Source organism: Capnocytophaga sp. oral taxon 329 str. F0087, from assembly GCF_000213295.2.
Taxonomy (GTDB): domain Bacteria; phylum Bacteroidota; class Bacteroidia; order Flavobacteriales; family Flavobacteriaceae; genus Capnocytophaga; species Capnocytophaga leadbetteri_A.
The window spans coordinates 69,154-85,879 of record NZ_KN389988.1 but is presented as its reverse complement, the minus strand read 5'-3'; the positions used below and the strand labels follow the sequence as shown (position 1 = coordinate 85,879).

Genomic DNA, 16,726 nt, shown 5'->3' with positions numbered 1-16,726 from the left:
TCACCTATTTCTTTTAAGCTATTAGGAAATACGATAGAAGTAAGATTTGAACCTTTGAAGGCTTCAGTTCCTATAGTGTTTACTCTTTGCAGCTTGCTGTCAGCTTGCATATCAAGAGTAGTAGTGCTGCTGTTTGTCCATTTCACTAAAGTAAGTCCATCACTATTCAACTGATAATGGTCGGCAGGCACATCGTTTTTATGGTCATTGTCATCGCTTTTACTACAACTTGCAAAAGCTAAAACAGCTAAAGAAGCTGCTAAAAAAATACTTTTTTTCATATTGATTTATTTTTTGAATTAATATTTGCGACAAAAATACAGCTTATTTCTTATTCAATAAGTTAAACAAAAGTTAAATTTGTATCTCAATTCAATGTACAAAGGTGCAGGCTATTCATAAAAAAATCGAACAGCTATAAACTGTTCGATTTTTTTATGTTCTAATCAGCTGGGATTAAAAAATATCTTTGATGTGCTTCATACTATTAGCAATACTGTCTTTAGCTTCAGCAAAATCACCTTGACCTATTTTCTTGATGATGTTGGTGGCAAAGCCTTTCATCTGTTCAAAAGTGATGTGCGGAGGCATCGCTAAGGTATCGCGATTGGTGTAAATGTTCACCAAAGTAGGACCATCGTGCTCAAAAGCCGCTTTCACAGTAGCCTCGAGGTCTTCGGTTTTGGTCACTTCATAGCCTTTGATGTTCATCAGCTCAGCAAGTTTATCGAAAGGAGGGTTTACCATATTGGTTTGCCAATCGAGGTAGCCAGATACTTCCATCTCTAACTTCACCATTGCAAGCGAACGGTTGTTAAACACGAATATTTTCACCGGATACTGATACTGCATTAGGGTAGCCAAGTCGCCTAAGAGCATAGAGAGACCACCGTCGCCACACATTGCTACCACTTGTCTGCCTTTAGCCGAGGCAGCAGCCCCGATAGCCATCGGTAAGGCGTTTGCCATAGAACCGTGGTTGAACGAACCGGTTAGGTAGCGCTTGCCTGTACCTTTGATAAAGCGTGCCGCCCATACCACATTCATACCCGTATCAACGGTGAAAATAGCATCGTTGGCAGCGTATTTATCCAAAAGCTTAGCCGCGTATTCAGGGTCTATTTGTTTCTCTTCGGTTTTCTTTTGGGTGTAATCGTCTAATGATTTTTCAAGATCTAAATATTCTTTGTGAATATCTTTCAAGAATCCGTCGTCGGTGCGTGCGCTTAGCTTAGGCAAAAGGGCAGTGATGCTGTCTTTTATATCGCCTGCGAAGCCGTAATCTACTTTGGCACGGCGACCGATAATATCGGGGCGTTCGTCTATTTGTATGATAGTGCTTTTCTTAGGCAGGAACTCAGCGTAAGGGAAGTCGGTGCCCAACATTACTAGCACATCGGCTTTAGCACAAGCATCATAGCCTGAACTGTGCCCAAGTAGGCCGTTCATACCTGCAATATAAGGACTGTCGGCGCGGTCGAAGAATATTTTGCCGCGGAAAGAGGCTACTATAGGCGCTTTGAGGGTTTCGGCAAGTTGTTCTACTTCTTTCACCGCGTGCTGACAACCGTGTCCGCAATAAAGGGCAATTTTCTTGTTTTTGCTATCGTTAAGCACAGCCGCAAGTTTGTCGAGCTCTTCGTCAGAGGGGCGAACTACCGGTTTAGCCAAGAACGTTTGGGTAGCTGTAGGCACCTCTTCAAGGTCAGCTCCAGCCACATCACCAGGGAGCCCCAATACCGCCACACCTTTCTCGTTGATAGCGGTTTGAATGGCTCGTTGCATCATCGTAGTGAACTGCTTAGGGGTGTTGGCTACGTATACGTATTTGCTACAGTCTTGGAAAAGCAAGAAAGGGTTGGTTTCTTGAAACCAGTGGGTGCCGAATTTATGGGTGGCGCAGGTGCTGGCAATGGCAATCACAGGGTTGCCAGCGCGGTTAGCGTCGTAGAGGCCGTTGATAAGGTGTACGTGTCCGGGGCCTGAACTACCCATACAGCAACCGATGCCGTTGAGTTCGGCGTCCATAGAAGCCGCGTAAGCCGCTGATTCTTCGTGGCGTACGTGTATCCATTCTAAACGCCCATCGCGGCGAATAGCGTCATTTACGGGGTTTAGGCTGTCGCCTGTTATGGCGTATACGCGTTTTACGCCTGCTTGTACTAACATTTCGACCAATTGGTCAGATACATTTTTGCTCATATTTTTTATTTTGTTTGTCTTCAGTTCTGAAGAAATTCTATGCAAAGGTACAGCTTATTTCTTATTTAGCAATACAAATAAAAGTTAAAATTATATTTTTTTGATATGCCGATTAGTTGATTTGTCAAATTATCAATTATTTCCCTTTTTATTAAAAATACGGCAATCATATCTTGAGTATAGATTAAGTATATATTAAGTATAGATTGAGTATAGGAAGAACGAAGAACCTTTGTTATCAAATTAACAACAAAAACCACAAAACCTTGCAAATTTCGCAAATTGGCAAATTGGCAAATTGACAAATCATCATAACTCTCTGATACTCTGAAGTGTTAATAACTTTGTCTTAAAAAAAACTTAAAAATATTTGCTATTCACAGAAAGATTAGTAACTTTGAGCCCTTTTTGGAATGATTTGAAGCCTTTTTTGAAACGAATAAATAATTAAAAGAAATGAGAAAGATAATTTTGTTAATGAGCATTTTGGCTATGAATTGGGCGGTAGCTCAACAGCAAACCTCTCCCGATGGCAATGTAGTACTCTCATTTTCATTGAAAGCTGACGGTACGCCTACTTATAAGATGACGTACAAAGGCAAACCAGTGATTAATGAAAGTACCTTAGGGTTTACTCTTAAAAAAGAGGAACCGCTAACGAACCACTTCAAAGTAGTAAGCGATAGCAAATCTACTTTTAAAGAAACGTGGAAACCTGTATGGGGCGAAGAAAAAGAAATCCTCAACCATTACAATGAGTTGCTCGTACAGCTAAAACAAGATAAGACCAACCGCCTGATGAATATCCGCTTCCGCGTGTATAATGAGGGGGTAGGCTTCCGTTATGAGTTCCCTACACAGAAAGAACTCACTTATTTTGTGATAGCCGAAGAGAATACCCAATTCGCAATGACAGGCGACCATACCGCTTGGTGGATACCTGGCGACTACGACACCCAAGAGTACGACTATAACGAGAGCAAACTCTCTGAAATTCGCGGACTTATGAAGCAGTCGATGACCGATAATGTGTCGCAATACGTTTTCTCGCCTACTGGCGTACAGACTTCGCTAATGATGAAAACCAAAGATGGCTTATATATCAATCTTCACGAAGCTGCTTTGGTAGATTATGCGCTGATGAACCTTAATTTAGACGACAAAAACTTCATCTTCCAGTCGTGGCTAACTCCCGATGCTAAAGGCGATAAGGGGTACCTCTATACCCCTACTAAAAGCCCTTGGCGTACCGTAATGGTGAGCGATGATGCGCGCAATATATTAGCTTCACGCCTTATCCTCAACCTTAATGACCCTTGCGCTCTTGCTGATACTTCGTGGATTAAACCTGTGAAATACATAGGCGTTTGGTGGGAGATGATTACCGGCAAAAGCTCTTGGGCATATACTGACGACCTGCCTACTATCAAACTCGATGAGGTAGATTATACTAAGGTGAAACCTAACGGCACTCATGCTGCCAATAACGATAAGGTGCGCCGCTATATAGACTTCGCTGCCCAACACGGTTTTGACCAAGTACTTGTAGAAGGCTGGAACGTAGGTTGGGAAGACTGGTTCGGTCATCGTAAGGATTATGTGTTCGACTTCGTAACCCCTTATCCTGACTTCGATATTAAAGCGCTTAATGATTACGCACACGCTAAAGGCGTAAAACTGATGATGCACCATGAAACTTCAGGTTCTACACGCAACTACGAGCGCCATATGAAAGCTGCTTACGAGTTGATGAACAAATACGGCTACAACTCTGTGAAGAGTGGTTATGTGGGCGACATACTTCCTATAGGCGAGCACCACTACAGCCAATCTACTATCAACCACTATCTGTACGCTATAAAAGAAGCTGCTAAGCACAAAATAATGCTTAATGCGCACGAAGCAGTACGCCCTACCGGTCTGTGCCGTACTTATCCTAACCTTATAGGCAATGAGTCAGCGCGCGGTACTGAGTACGAGGCTTTTGGTGGCAACAAACCTTTCCACACTACCATATTGCCTTTCACCCGCCTACAAGGAGGGCCTATGGACTACACCCCTGGTATCCTCGAAACTGAGGTGAAGAATGTAAATCCTAACAACACCAGTCAGGTGCGCAGTACGTTGGCTAAACAATTAGCATTGTATGTTACTATGTACAGTCCGCTACAAATGGCAGCCGACCTACCTGAGAACTACGAAAGATTTGCTGATGCTTTCCAATTCATCAAAGACGTACCCGTAGATTGGCAAGAGAGCGTATATCTTGAGGCTGAACCAGGTCGTTATATCACCGTAGCGCGCAAAGACAAACACAGCGACAATTGGTATATAGGCAATACTTCTAACGAAAACGGACATACCTCAGAACTCTTGCTTAATTTCTTAGATAAGAACAAGAAGTATGAAGCGACCATCTATGCCGATGCTAAGAACGCTGATTGGCAAACCAACCCTAAGGCTTACACTATTACCAAACAAAAAGTAAATGCTAAAACCAAGCTGAAACTTACAGCAGCTAAAGGTGGTGGCTACGCTATCAGCATTAAAGAAATTAAATAATCCCCTCCCTAGCCCTCCCCCAAGGGGAGGGAAAGGTTCGGGAAGTATATAATTAAATTCCTCCGTTTTTTTGAAAAGGGAAAATCTTTTTGGATTGACCCCTCTCCTTGGGAGAGGGGAACGGGGAGAGGAATCGATGAATTTTCAAATTTTATTTGTATGAAAGTAAAAATGAACAAACTACTTTATGCAGTAGTATTTTTCTTGTGTGTAAGCTTTGGCTACGCACAGCAAATCACTGTGAAAGGAACAGTGAAAGACAACACAGGCTTACCTATACCAGGGGCTAGTGTGCTTGTGAAAGGTACCTCGCACGGGGCAGCTGCCGATTTTGATGGTAATTTTGAACTTACTGCCAATAAAGGCGCTGTACTTGTTATCTCGACAGTGGGGTACAAAACACAAGAAGTAACCGTAAAAGGCGCTACCCTCAATGTAGTACTTCAAGAAGATGTACAACAATTGGGCGATGTGGTAGTTATCGGTTATGGGGTAGTGAAGAAAAAAGACCTCACCGGTTCGGTAAACTTAGTAACCGACAAAGAGTTTAACAAAGCACCTGCCGTAAACGCCGACCAACTTATTCAGGGTAAAATAGCAGGGGTACAAATGGCTACCACTGGTGGAGCGCCTGGTGAAGGACAAGTTATCCGTGTACGTGGTAACGGTTCTTTGTCATTGACATCTAACCCTCTTATAGTAGTAGATGGGGTGCCAATGAACGATGGAGGCGTAGGCGGTTCTCGTAGTATCTTCAACTCTATCAACCCAGAAGATATCGAGAGTATGAGCGTGCTTAAAGACGCTTCTTCAACTGCTATCTACGGTTCGCGCGCTGCCAATGGGGTAATTATGATTACTACCAAAAAAGGAAAAGCTAACCAAGATATGAAGATTAGCTTCAACACTAGTATAGCTATTCAAGATACTAATAAGTATGTAGATGTGATGAGTGCAGAGCAATTCCGCCAAACCGTAAAAGGGCTTAACAACCCTGCTGCCGAAGCACTCTTAGGCAATGCCGATACTAACTGGCAAAAAGAAATCTACCAAGTAGCCCCAATGAGCAATAGTACTTTGGTACTTTCAGGAGCTTATAAAACGCTTCCTTATCGTGTGTCTGTAGGTCATTCTTATGCTGATGGGGTGTTGCGTACTGATAACTTCAAACGTACTAATGCTAAAATTAGCTTAAACCCTACTTTCTTTGATAGAGCTTTGAAGTTAGAATTAAACGCTAATGGTACTTATATGCAAAACCGCTTTGCTGATAAGGGGGCTATAGGTTCAGCAGTAGGCTACGACCCTACCCAATCAGTATTCGGAGGGCCTGCTAAGTACGGCAACTATCACACTTGGGTAGACCCTAATAACGGCAACCGTTATAACTTAGCCCCTACTAACCCTGTGGCAATGCTACAATACTTAGATGATACTTCAAAAGTATACCGCTTTATAGGAAACGTAAAAGCCGATTATACTTTGCCTTTCTTCAAAGATATTACTGCTACAGTAAATATGGGGGTAGACTACAGCAAGAGTCAAGGTGATAAGATAACTGACCCCCATATGCCTACCTCAACTCCAGGGTTTGACGGAGCTAAAACCTCGTATACTAATAAGGCTATTAACAAACTCTTTGATGCCTACGTAAACTATATGAAAGAGATTAAAGAAACTCATAGTATAGGGCTAATGCTAGGGCACTCTTATCAATCATTCGAGTTTGATGATAATTCTACTGATTACTCTTACTTTATCAACCCAGGTGATAACAAAGAGGTGCCTAACATCAACAAGAGTAGAAACGTATTGATGTCTTTCTTTGGTCGTGCTAACTATAGCTACAAAGAGCGTTACCTCCTTACCGCTACCCTTCGTGCCGATGCGTCTTCTAAGCTAAACCCAGATGACCGTTGGGGCTACTTCCCTTCAGTGGCGTTGGCTTGGAATGTTAGCAATGAGAAATTCTTAAAAGAAAACAAAACCCTTAACGAACTAAAATTGCGTTTGGGTTATGGTGAAGTAGGTAACGTAAACGGTTTGGGCGACTATCTTTTCCTTACTAACTACACACGTAGCCAAGATGGAGCGTCTTACCAATTGGGCGATGCTTTCTATCAAACTTACCGCCCAGGGGTAACTAACAAAAAGCTACGTTGGGAAATTGGTAATACCCTCAATGCTGGTATCGACTTTGGTTTGTGGAACAACCTTATCACCGGTACACTCGATGTATATCGCAAACAAACTAAAGACCTGATAGCTGAAACCACTATCGACCCTTTCACCAGCTTCAAAAACCGTGTGAATGCTAACGTGGGCGATATGGAAAACAAAGGGGTAGAGTTTGGTCTTACCGTTACCCCTATACGCGATACTGAAAAGAATATCCGTTGGAGTTTTAACTACAACATCAGTTATAACGATAACAAAATCACTCGTATGCCAGACGACCAGCCTGCTGGTGGTATAGAAGGAGGTACTAACAACCGTGTACAACTACACCGTCAGGGAGAAACACCATTCTCTTTCTTTGTATACCAACAAGTGTATGATGCACAAGGCAAACCAGTAGAAAACGCCTTTGTAGATAGAAACGGCAATGGTAAAATAGATGAAGGAGACCGCTACTTGTACAAATCGCCATTTGCCCCTGTAACTATGGGCTTTGGTACTGACCTTAGCTATAAAAATTGGGATTTGAACATCACTACTCGTGCTAACATCGGCAACTATGTGTACAACAATACCCAATCGCGCTTAGACCAACGCTCTGAAATTACTTCTAATAGTGGTTTCTTGCGCAACATCAAAGCTAATAGTATTTTCCAACGCCATAACGACCAAGCGTGGAATAGTGATTACTATGTAGAAAACGCTTCGTTCTTCAAGTTAGACAATATCACTTTAGGCTATACCTTCCCTAATACTGATAAAAGGTATATCCGCCTTTATGGTACTGTACAAAACGTTTGGACGATTACTAAATACAGCGGTTTAGACCCAGAAGCATTATCAGTAGATAGTGCTACCAATCGAGCTACTTTTGGTATTGATAACAACTTGTATCCACGTCCAACAACTTACTTGTTAGGGTTGAATATTAACTTTTAATCGATAGGAATATGAACAAATATATCAAACATAGTATTTTAGGGCTTGCAATGGCACTTTCGCTTAGTGCCTGCTTGAAGGACTTAGACCAAGAGCCTATTGACCCTGATAGTTTTACAGAAAAAGACGTATTTAAAAACGCTACTGAGGCCAAAAGCGCTTTAGCTAAAATTTATGCCTCATTATCCCTTACAGGGCAAAAAGGCCCTTCAGGTGATGGCGATATAGCGGGTGCTGATGAGGGGTCTACCGGATATACCCGCGTGCAGTTCTACCTACAAGAAGCTAGCACCGATGAGGCTATCATCCGTTGGAGCGATGCAGGTGTGCCAGACTTTCATAATATGACTTGGACACCTTCTAACCCTTTTACCAATGCGTATTACAACCGTTTGGGGCAACAAATAGCTTTTGCTAACTCGTTTATCGACAATGCACAAGCGTTGGCTTCAGACCCCGAAGTAGCTTATTACATAGCCGAAGCACGCTTCATTCGTGCCTATGCTTATTACAATGTAATAGATGCCTACGGGAAAGCACCTTTGATAACCTCATCAAAAGCTGATTTGAAGCCTACTCAAAACTCTCGTGCCGAGCTTTTTAACTTCGTAGAAAGCGAACTAAAAGATTTGGAAACCAAGCTAAAAGCAGCTCGCGCTAATGAGTACGGACGTGTAGACGCAGTAGCGGCACAAGCACTACTTGCCCGCTTGTACCTCAATGCTAAAGTGTATATAGGGGTAGACAAATATACCGAGTGTATCACTTATGCTAAAAAGGTAATCGCTTCGTCTTACCGCTTAAACAATACCGATGCTAATGGCAATGGTACTGCTTATGACGAGTTGTTCCTTGCTGATAACAACAAAAACGGAGCTCAAAACGAGTTTATATTTTTAGCAAGTTTTGATGGGCTTAACACTAAAACTTACGGAGGTACTGCTTTCATTATGCACGGAGCTACTGGTGGTAATATGAATGCTACCGCTTTAGGCCTTAATGGTGGTTGGGGTGGTATCACTGTTACCAAAGAATTTGTTAATAAGTTTGAAGCCTCTACTCGCAACGGTAATAATGAGCCTACCGCTTGGAATGACAAACGCGCTATGTTCCACACCGACGGACAAACCTTTGAAAGTACTGATTACGTAAAAGACTTTACTAAAGGAGGTTATGCTACAACTAAGTTTAAAAACATTACTTCTACTGGTGCTCCTGGCAAAGACCCTGCTAAAGATTTTCCTGATACAGACTTACCGCTTATCCGTTTAGCTGAAGTGTATCTTACTTATGCTGAAGCGGTATTACGTGGTGGTACAGGAGGCGACAGAGCAACTGCTTTGGGCTATATCAACCAGTTGCGCACTCGTGCCTATGGAAGTGCTGCGGGCAACATAGCTGATGCCGATCTTACCTTAGATTTTATCTTAGACGAGCGTGCTCGCGAACTCTATTGGGAAGGCTTGCGCCGTACCGACCTTATCCGTTATGGCAAGTTTACTAACGCTTCTTACCTTTGGTCTTTCAAAGGTGGAGCCGCTTCAGGGGTGGCAGTGCCCGACTATAGAAACTTGTATCCGATACCGAGCGATGCGCGTGCCGCCAATGAAAACCTTAGTCAGAATACAGGATATTAAAAAAAGAATACTATGAAAAATATACTTAAAACGGCAGCTATCTGTGCAAGTCTTGTATGGTTAGTAGGCTGCGAAAAAGACGAAGAAAAGGCGACAATGAACGCCAATGCACGAGTAGAATCAAATATCTCGGCTTCTACTTTAGTGCTTGATAAAACCCAATCAAATACTACTGCCCTAACAGTTTCTTGGGAAACTAAGGATTTGGGCGTACAATTAGCTCCTGTTTATACAGTAGAATTTGAGAATATTGCTACTGGTAAAATTAAGCCTCTTTCGGCTGAAAGATCGCCTTTTACCCTTACAGTTAAAGAGCTGAATGAGTATTTGGTAGGCTTAGGGCTTAAAACCGGTGTAGCAACCGATGTAAGAGTGTTAGTAAGAGCTGCCCTTAGCGACCAACGCAGTCTTGTATCGACAAAAACCTTAAAAGTAACCCCTTACTTTGATGAAATAAAAGCAAGCGAATGGGGCGTAGTAGGTAGTGCTACTCCTAATGGTTGGAATGGTCCTGATATCAAAATGTGGAACTCTACTGACGGCAATTTAGTAGCTTATGCTACTTTGTCTGCTGGCAAAATTAAGTTCAGAAAGAACAATGACTGGGGTGTAAACCTCGGAGGTTCTAACGGTACACTTTCGTCAGGAGGGGCTGATATAGCCGTAGCAGCAGGTACTTACAAAATCACTATCAACGTAAGCAAAAACACTTATACTATCGAAACCTATTCTTGGGGAATTATAGGTAGTGGTGCCAGAGGTTGGGGCGATAATGATGATGTAGCAATGACCTACGAAGGTAGTACTAACTCTTGGGTGGTGAAGAATATAGCTCTTGATGGCGAAATAAAATTCCGCTTAAATCACTCTTGGGGTACTAACTTTGGGGCAGATAGTACAGATAATCCGGCTGCTGCTCTTGAGGGAGATATAAAATCTGGTGGTAATAACATAAAAGTACCCGCTGGTACTTATAATGTGTCTTTCTCTTTTGATGCCAATAACAAAGGTACTTACAAAATAGAAAAATTATAATCTTATAAAGGCTGTCCGAACATATCTGGACAGCCTTTATTTTATCATTTAAATACGGCAAAAATATGAAATCATACATCTATTTATTAGCAGCCTGCACCTTGCTTAGCTGCAAAAAGGATAAGGGCGAAGATACTCCCCAACTGCAAAATGTCAATCCTATAGACCTTAGCACTATAGACAATGGCAACCGTGTAATGATGCAAACATTCTATTGGGATGTAACCCCATTAGGAGAGTGGTGGAATACGATTACCCCCAAAATTGCCGATTGGAAAGCCAATGGGGTAGACCGCCTTTGGCTGCCCGTAGCTACTAAAGGAGCTTCGGGGGGCTATTCTATGGGGTATGACCCTTCTGATTACTTTGATTTTGGCGAATACAACCAACACGGTTCGGTAAAGACACGCTTTGGTTCGCGTGCTGAGCTTGAAAATCTAATTAGCAAAGCGCACGAAAACGGCTTACAAGTGCTTGCCGATATTGTTATAAACCATTGTAATGGGGGAGGAGAAGAGGTAAACCCGTATAAAAACAACGAGAAAACCAATACGCTATTTGATAAAACACACGGTAATGCTTCAGAAAAGTTTAATCGCAATTACGAGCATTTCCACCCTAATGCTACTGAGGCAGCTGATGAAGGAGGCGATTTCTTTTTAGATCTTGCTCATAAAGTGCCTTACGTGCAAGATTGGTTGTGGAAGAAAGACGAGTCGGTAGCTAAGTATTATAAGAATACGATGAAGTTTGACGGCTGGCGTTTTGATTATGTGAAAGGCTTTGGTGCGTGGGTTATCAGAGATTGGATGAAAGAAGTAGGCGGATTTGCGGTAGGCGAGCTTTGGGATGGCAATGCAGAAACCCTTAAAAAATGGGTAGATGCTTCAGGCATTTCAGCTTTTGATTTTGCTTGTTATTATGCGATAGAACAGGCGTTAGACAGTCAGAAAGATATGCACAAACTGATGACCAGTCAGAATGCTATGTTGCGCACCTTGCGTCCTGACAGAGCAGTGACTTTTGTAGGCAACCACGATGTAGATGGGCGTAGCGATGTGTCGCCTACTAACACCATAGCACAAGATAAGAAGCTAATGGCATATGCCTACATACTTACCCATAGTGGGTACCCTTGTATTTTCTACAGCGATTATGAGAATGCTGAGTTTAAGGCTAAAATACAGAAGTTGTTACTCATTCACCGCAGTTTAGCGGCGGGGGAAGAGAAATTTCATTTGGCATCTAATACAGAGTATGTAGTGTCGCGTTTAGGCAAAGATAAGAGTCCTGGGCTTATTTTGTTTTTAAACAATAGCAATGCTCCAGCCCAGCGCACTATTACCACTCATTTTAAGGGTAAAACGCTCATAGACTACACCGGCAATACAGCCGAGCGTTTTGCTACGGATAGCAATGGCAAGGTTACTCTAAAAGTACCCGCCAACAGCTATACCGTTTGGTCAGTAGGACAATAAGAAATTATAGCCTGCATAAGCACAGGCAGTGCACTTTTATCAATCACCTTGCTAGCGGTAAGCAGGGTGATTTTTTTGTGCTTTTTGAGTTCGCTGCAGAAAGAAGTAAAAGCCTCGTTATGGGCTAATTCTTCGGTGTAATCTTTTTTGAAAGCCTCGAAATTGCCGTCTTGGTGATAGCGTTGTCGCAAGGCAGTGCTGGGGGCTATCTCTTTAGCCCATAGGTCTAATGCTAAAGCCTCTTTTTTGATGCCACGAGGCCAAAGACGGTCTGCCAATACGCGAAAGCCGTCAGTGTCAGTTTGTGGGTCGTATACCCTTTTGAGAATGATAGTCATATTAGTCGTTAGTCGTTAGTTGTTAGTCGTTAGAAAGGGATTGAGTTAAATATTTTTTAGTAGTTTCTTTTCTTCTTTGTTGAGTTTGCGCTGTACTTTCTTAATATCCTCTGCAGGAGGTAGTTGTTCTGGGGCTATGCCTCTATCGATAAGCATATTTCTTACAGCAGTATTGTTGTCTATATGTTCTTTCTGTATAGGCGACATTCCTTTTAAATCTTTTCCTACAACATTTACACTTGTCATTTCAGCAGCTAAATCTTTGGCTTTTATGCTTATAGTAGGTAGAAAATCGGCTACAGGACGGTTGTCAGGCGCTCCTATTTTGCGTTTGAGTTGTGCAGTGGTAAGGTTAAAAAGGGCTTGGTCGCCTTTGCTGCGAATAATTGCGAACCCTTTGTCGTCTACCCCACGCTCGTAGAGTATTCCTGAAAGTTGTTTTTCAGTTTGAGAGAGCTTTTCTCTTGCTCTTACGCGCTCATATTCTAAAAGGCGTTGTTCTACTATTTCGGCTTTGCGTGTTTGTACTGCAAAATAAGTTTGAGCAAAAGAGATTTCCTCTTTTCTATTATCACCATTTTGTGCAATTAAATAGCATGCATAACGAGTTAACAGGAGGTCATCTACTTGTTTTTCAGCACCTTTAGGCATCGGTATCGTTTTGCTGACGTCAGCAAAATGATAGGCTATATTCTCACCTACACTGCTGCACGAAACTTTTGCTTTTTGAATGATAAGTTCAAAATTACGCCATTGGGCATAGCCTAAAAGTGTTTGCAAATCTCTGGCACTCCAGCATTCAATGCCCTCTACTTCTTGAGCGGCTTCTTCAAATTTCTTGAAGAGCTCTTTTATTTCTTCTGCTTTCATTGGTTGAATAATTTAAAGGTTTTTATTTAATAGCAAAGGTACTACTTTTTTTGAGATAAAGAACAATAAATAGCCTCTTTTTTCTGACAGTTCTGTAGTACGTTGATACAAGGTTGTAACACGATGTGACAACTTTTTGCGGGGCTTTATTTTTTGCCGCACTTTTGCAGCGTAAAACAAACGAGGGGTGCTCCTCAAAGATACTTATCACCAGAAAAAGTGCACGTTCTGTGCGGTATAGTGTTTCAAGGAGAAGCCCTTAAGTCTAACCTAAAAATTTATAAAAAAATGGCAAAAAGTAGAAACAACATCGTAACCGCAGGTTTGAGCGGAGGAATTGGCAATCAATTAGTATTCAAACAAGTAAATGGAGAAACCATAGTGGCTAAATATCCTAATCGCAAGGGGAGTAGCACACCTAAACAAATCGCTCTTAATAATAAGTTTGCTAAAGCGACTGTATATGCTAAAAACGCTTTGCAAAACGCAGCCCTCAAAAAAGTGTATGCTGACCAAGCGGCTAAACGCCCAGGGGTGAGTGCTTATGCAATGGCTGTAGCCGACTATTTGAAAGCCCCTATAATCGACCATATCGATACTTCAGCTTATACTGGGGTTAGTAGTGGCGAGAAGATAAGTATAGAGGTAGCCGATGCTTCGAAAGTGATGACGGTAAAGGTGAAGATAGTCGCTGCTAACAACTCGGCTGTAGAAGAGGGTAGCGCTACCCTTAGCGAAGGCAAATGGGTATATACCACTACCGCTATCAATGCAGCGCTTAGTGGCAGTAAGGTGCTCATAACCGCTACCGACCGCCCTGGCAACGTAACCACTAAAGAGTTAACCCTTTAGAATTAAAATGAGTCGATTTGTCAGTTAGCTAATTTGCTAATTGACAAATTGGCTTATTAACAAATTTGCTAATTGCTAATTATTTTGTACTTTTGCGCCCAATAATAAAAAAGAAATTACTATGGATACCGCACAAGAAATGTGGCGAAATAACTACGAAGAGTCAGCTATGTTTACCTCTGACGATTTGGCAGCAGCCAAACGTAATGGCAAATGGGGTTTTGTAAACCGTAATGGGAAAGAGATTTGTCCGTTTAAGTACGACAAAGTGCTTCCTTTTTTGCTGGGGTCGGCGCTTGTGAAGGTAGGTAACTATTGGGGAGTGATAGATGTTAATGGAAAGGAATTAGTGCCTACGTACTACGATCAGGTGTTTTACTTCTCGAATCACTTGGCTAAAGTGGTAAAAAATAGCAAATCAGGATTTGTAAATAAAAAAGGAGAAGTGGTAATTCCGCTTATTTATGACGATGCGCACCCTTTTATGAAGACGATTACTTCAGCTAAAAGAGACGGCAAAGCAGGTTATATAAACATACGAGGCAAGGAGGTAATTCCTTTTGAATACGAAGAGTCTATGCCTTTCTTTGAAACGCTTGGTGCAGTGAAAAAAGACGGCAAGTGGGGCTTTATCACTACCAAAAACGAGTGGGCTATAGAGCCTATGTACGATGAGGTGGAGAGCTTTTTGCAAGGAACCGCTAAGGCAATGACCAAAGACTGCTGGGGACTTATAAATGAGAAAAACGAATGGCTTATTAGCCCGGAATACGAAGATTTAGCGCGCTTTAGCGAGGGTTATGCTGCTGTGATGCGCGATGAGCTATGGGGGTATGTAAATACAGACAATCAGTTGCTTTGTGAGTTGCAATACGATGAAGCTATGGACTTTACCGAAGGTTTTGCAGCAGTGAACAAGGGCGGCAAATGGACGTTTATCAATACAGAAGCCAAAGAAATCGCAACGCCTACTTATGATGAAGTGAGGAGTTTCTGTCACGGGCGTGCTGCTGTATGTCTTGACGGACTATGGGGCTTTATTGACGCCAAAGGAAATCAAATCTTAGCACCTCGTTTTGATGAGGTTACTGATTTTGAAGAAGGAAAAATTGCTTTTGGGATATTAGATGAGGAAATGTATGTGGTATTACCAGATGGCAAGGTAATGACTACAGAAGAGTTTAAACAATTCACAACTAATAAAATGTAGTAAAAAAGATGAAAGTAAAAATAAAGAACACATCAGCTAACGAGCTGCCGGCCTATCAGACGGCAGGGGCTGCGGGGGTAGACCTAAGGGCGAATCTGCCTGAGGGGGTTATCCGTTTGGCTCCTTTGGCGCGTACGTTAGTGCCTACGGGCTTGTATTTAGAAATACCTGATGGTTATGAGGCGCAGGTGCGTCCGCGCAGTGGTCTGTCTATTAAGCACGGTATCACGGTTATCAATGCACCAGGGACTATAGACTGCGATTACAGGGGCGAGGTAAAGGTGCCTATCGTCAATCTCTCTAACGAAACTTTTGAGATAGCCCACGGCGATAGAATAGCACAAATGGTCTTTGCCCGATATGAGCAAGCCTCTTTTGAAGAAGTAAGCGTATTGAGCGAAACCGAGAGAGGCGCAGGAGGTTTTGGCAGCACTGGCAATTAGTAAATTAGTCGATTTGCCAATTTGCCGATGAGACGATTTTAGACAATAGTAAGATGAAAAAACTACTTATAATATTTACGCTTTTATTTTTGACCGTAGGTTGTAAGACAAAGCGGGCGGTAGTGAGTACTACTGGTACGGTTACTGCCGAAAAGCAAGTGCAAGAAATATGGCGACATCACTTGGCATCGTTTCCTGCGTTTAAGACCCTTGTGGGGAGTGTGCAGGTATCTTACAATGATGGGAAAAACAGTCAGTCGTTACCATTGTCATTTCGTATGGAAAAAGACAAGGCTATATGGTTGTCAGCTCCGTTGGGTATAGCCAAAGTGCTCATCACTCCAGAAAAAGCCGCATTTTTCAATCGTTTAGACAGTACTTACTTCAATGGTGATTTTAGCTATATCAGTAGATTGTTAGGGGTAACAGTAGATTTTGATGCCTTGCAGAATTTGCTATTAGGCAATGCTTTATACGCCTCTTATTTTGAGAAAGAAAAAGTGGTAAAACTATTGCCAGAAGAGAATAACCGCTACAATCTGCAAATCATTGATGAGTCGCCTGTAGAGGTAATCTATCGTTTTCTGCCTGATACATATAGGGTAGGGAGTACAGAAGTACTAGAACCTGTTAAGCAGCAAAAGGCAGTGGCTACTTATGAGTATCAGCAGGTAGGGGAGGTTTTGTTGCCTCATACGCTGAAAATTGTAGCTACAGAGGGGGCTAATCAGACAGAGATAAGCATAGAGTTTAAGGGGATAGAACTCGATAAAAGCATTAACTTTCCGTTTAAAATACCAGAAGGATTTAAAGAGATAACAGTTGACAAGTGATGAAGTTTATTTTTAAACTCATATTACTATTTTTGTTCGTGCCCTTATTGGGTATAGGGCAAACAAAGCAAAAGGACTTAGAGCAGCGCAAGAAGGCACTACTTGAACAAATCAAGCAGATGTCGGCATTGCGACAACAACAAAGTCAG

The 16,726-nt window shown here is 42.1% G+C and carries 12 protein-coding genes and 2 pseudogenes; 10 read left to right on the top strand and 4 right to left on the bottom strand.

Going from position 1 to position 16,726, the window contains the following annotated elements; all coding sequences use genetic code 11:
• Both HMPREF9074_RS02560 and HMPREF9074_RS02555 read right to left on the bottom strand, forming a co-directional pair.
• Window positions 1-281, bottom strand: a pseudogene (locus HMPREF9074_RS02560) (hypothetical protein); the annotation flags it as partial.
• Between the two features lie 175 nt (window positions 282-456).
• Window positions 457-2,202 carry a thiamine pyrophosphate-dependent enzyme gene (locus HMPREF9074_RS02555; RefSeq protein WP_009390335.1) on the bottom strand — a complete coding sequence of 582 codons (1,746 nt, stop codon included), beginning with the start codon at window positions 2,200-2,202 and terminating at the stop codon, window positions 457-459.
• A 456-nt stretch (window positions 2,203-2,658) separates the two neighbouring features.
• Between HMPREF9074_RS02555 and HMPREF9074_RS02550 the strand changes: the two genes are divergently transcribed.
• From HMPREF9074_RS02550 to HMPREF9074_RS02530, 5 genes are all read left to right on the top strand, one after another.
• Window positions 2,659-4,764, top strand: coding sequence for a glycoside hydrolase family 97 protein (locus tag HMPREF9074_RS02550; protein ID WP_009390336.1), 2,106 nt, complete (start codon window positions 2,659-2,661; stop codon window positions 4,762-4,764).
• 159 nt (window positions 4,765-4,923) lie between these two features.
• Window positions 4,924-7,881 (top strand): SusC/RagA family TonB-linked outer membrane protein, encoded by a 2,958-nt coding sequence (locus tag HMPREF9074_RS02545; RefSeq protein WP_009390337.1) that lies wholly within the window; start codon window positions 4,924-4,926, stop codon window positions 7,879-7,881.
• A gap of 11 nt (window positions 7,882-7,892) precedes the next feature.
• Window positions 7,893-9,518, top strand: a complete 1,626-nt coding sequence (locus HMPREF9074_RS02540; RefSeq protein ID WP_009390338.1) for a RagB/SusD family nutrient uptake outer membrane protein — start codon at window positions 7,893-7,895, stop codon at window positions 9,516-9,518.
• Window positions 9,519-9,530: 12 nt separating this feature from the next.
• Window positions 9,531-10,553, top strand: a complete 1,023-nt coding sequence (locus HMPREF9074_RS02535) for a SusE domain-containing protein (RefSeq protein WP_009390339.1) — start codon at window positions 9,531-9,533, stop codon at window positions 10,551-10,553.
• 65 nt (window positions 10,554-10,618) lie between these two features.
• A complete protein-coding gene (locus HMPREF9074_RS02530; RefSeq protein ID WP_009390340.1) occupies window positions 10,619-12,031 on the top strand; it encodes an alpha-amylase in 1,413 nt (470 codons plus the stop codon).
• On the opposite strand, the gene HMPREF9074_RS02525 is transcribed toward HMPREF9074_RS02530, so the two are convergent.
• Both HMPREF9074_RS02525 and dinD read right to left on the bottom strand, forming a co-directional pair.
• Window positions 12,004-12,369 carry a DUF488 domain-containing protein gene (locus tag HMPREF9074_RS02525; protein ID WP_009390341.1) on the bottom strand — a complete coding sequence of 122 codons (366 nt, stop codon included), beginning with the start codon at window positions 12,367-12,369 and terminating at the stop codon, window positions 12,004-12,006. The genes HMPREF9074_RS02530 and HMPREF9074_RS02525 overlap by 28 nt on opposite strands.
• A gap of 45 nt (window positions 12,370-12,414) precedes the next feature.
• Entirely contained in the window at window positions 12,415-13,239 is an 825-nt protein-coding gene (gene dinD, locus HMPREF9074_RS02520; RefSeq protein ID WP_009390342.1) for a DNA damage-inducible protein D, read from the bottom strand.
• A gap of 288 nt (window positions 13,240-13,527) precedes the next feature.
• Between dinD and HMPREF9074_RS02515 the strand changes: the two genes are divergently transcribed.
• The 5 genes and pseudogenes from HMPREF9074_RS02515 to HMPREF9074_RS12620 form a co-directional block, all read left to right on the top strand.
• Window positions 13,528-14,091, top strand: a complete 564-nt coding sequence (locus HMPREF9074_RS02515) for a hypothetical protein (RefSeq protein WP_034539599.1) — start codon at window positions 13,528-13,530, stop codon at window positions 14,089-14,091.
• A gap of 121 nt (window positions 14,092-14,212) precedes the next feature.
• Window positions 14,213-15,301, top strand: coding sequence for a WG repeat-containing protein (locus tag HMPREF9074_RS02510; protein ID WP_009390344.1), 1,089 nt, complete (start codon window positions 14,213-14,215; stop codon window positions 15,299-15,301).
• An 8-nt stretch (window positions 15,302-15,309) separates the two neighbouring features.
• Complete coding sequence (dut, locus tag HMPREF9074_RS02505; RefSeq protein ID WP_009390345.1) at window positions 15,310-15,744, top strand: dUTP diphosphatase; 435 nt, start codon at window positions 15,310-15,312, stop codon at window positions 15,742-15,744.
• Window positions 15,745-15,797: 53 nt separating this feature from the next.
• The gene (locus tag HMPREF9074_RS02500; RefSeq protein WP_009390346.1) at window positions 15,798-16,577 is read left to right on the top strand and encodes a lipoprotein insertase outer membrane protein LolB1; all 780 of its coding nucleotides are present in this window, start codon (window positions 15,798-15,800) and stop codon (window positions 16,575-16,577) included.
• Window positions 16,577-16,726 (top strand): annotated as a pseudogene (locus HMPREF9074_RS12620) (peptidase M23); the annotation flags it as partial. The gene HMPREF9074_RS02500 and the pseudogene HMPREF9074_RS12620, both read left to right, overlap by 1 nt.

Bases quoted from the DNA above. Each gene is read 5' to 3' on its own strand.
- HMPREF9074_RS02555 (WP_009390335.1), bottom strand. From the start codon at position 2,202: ATGAGCAAAAATGTATCTGACCAATTGGTCGAAATGTTAGTACAAGCA.
- HMPREF9074_RS02550 (WP_009390336.1), top strand. From the start codon at position 2,659: ATGAGAAAGATAATTTTGTTAATGAGCATTTTGGCTATGAATTGGGCG.
- HMPREF9074_RS02545 (WP_009390337.1), top strand. From the start codon at position 4,924: ATGAAAGTAAAAATGAACAAACTACTTTATGCAGTAGTATTTTTCTTG.
- HMPREF9074_RS02540 (WP_009390338.1), top strand. From the start codon at position 7,893: ATGAACAAATATATCAAACATAGTATTTTAGGGCTTGCAATGGCACTT.
- HMPREF9074_RS02535 (WP_009390339.1), top strand. From the start codon at position 9,531: ATGAAAAATATACTTAAAACGGCAGCTATCTGTGCAAGTCTTGTATGG.
- HMPREF9074_RS02530 (WP_009390340.1), top strand. From the start codon at position 10,619: ATGAAATCATACATCTATTTATTAGCAGCCTGCACCTTGCTTAGCTGC.
- HMPREF9074_RS02525 (WP_009390341.1), bottom strand. From the start codon at position 12,369: ATGACTATCATTCTCAAAAGGGTATACGACCCACAAACTGACACTGAC.
- dinD (WP_009390342.1), bottom strand. From the start codon at position 13,239: ATGAAAGCAGAAGAAATAAAAGAGCTCTTCAAGAAATTTGAAGAAGCC.
- HMPREF9074_RS02515 (WP_034539599.1), top strand. From the start codon at position 13,528: ATGGCAAAAAGTAGAAACAACATCGTAACCGCAGGTTTGAGCGGAGGA.
- HMPREF9074_RS02510 (WP_009390344.1), top strand. From the start codon at position 14,213: ATGGATACCGCACAAGAAATGTGGCGAAATAACTACGAAGAGTCAGCT.
- dut (WP_009390345.1), top strand. From the start codon at position 15,310: ATGAAAGTAAAAATAAAGAACACATCAGCTAACGAGCTGCCGGCCTAT.
- HMPREF9074_RS02500 (WP_009390346.1), top strand. From the start codon at position 15,798: ATGAAAAAACTACTTATAATATTTACGCTTTTATTTTTGACCGTAGGT.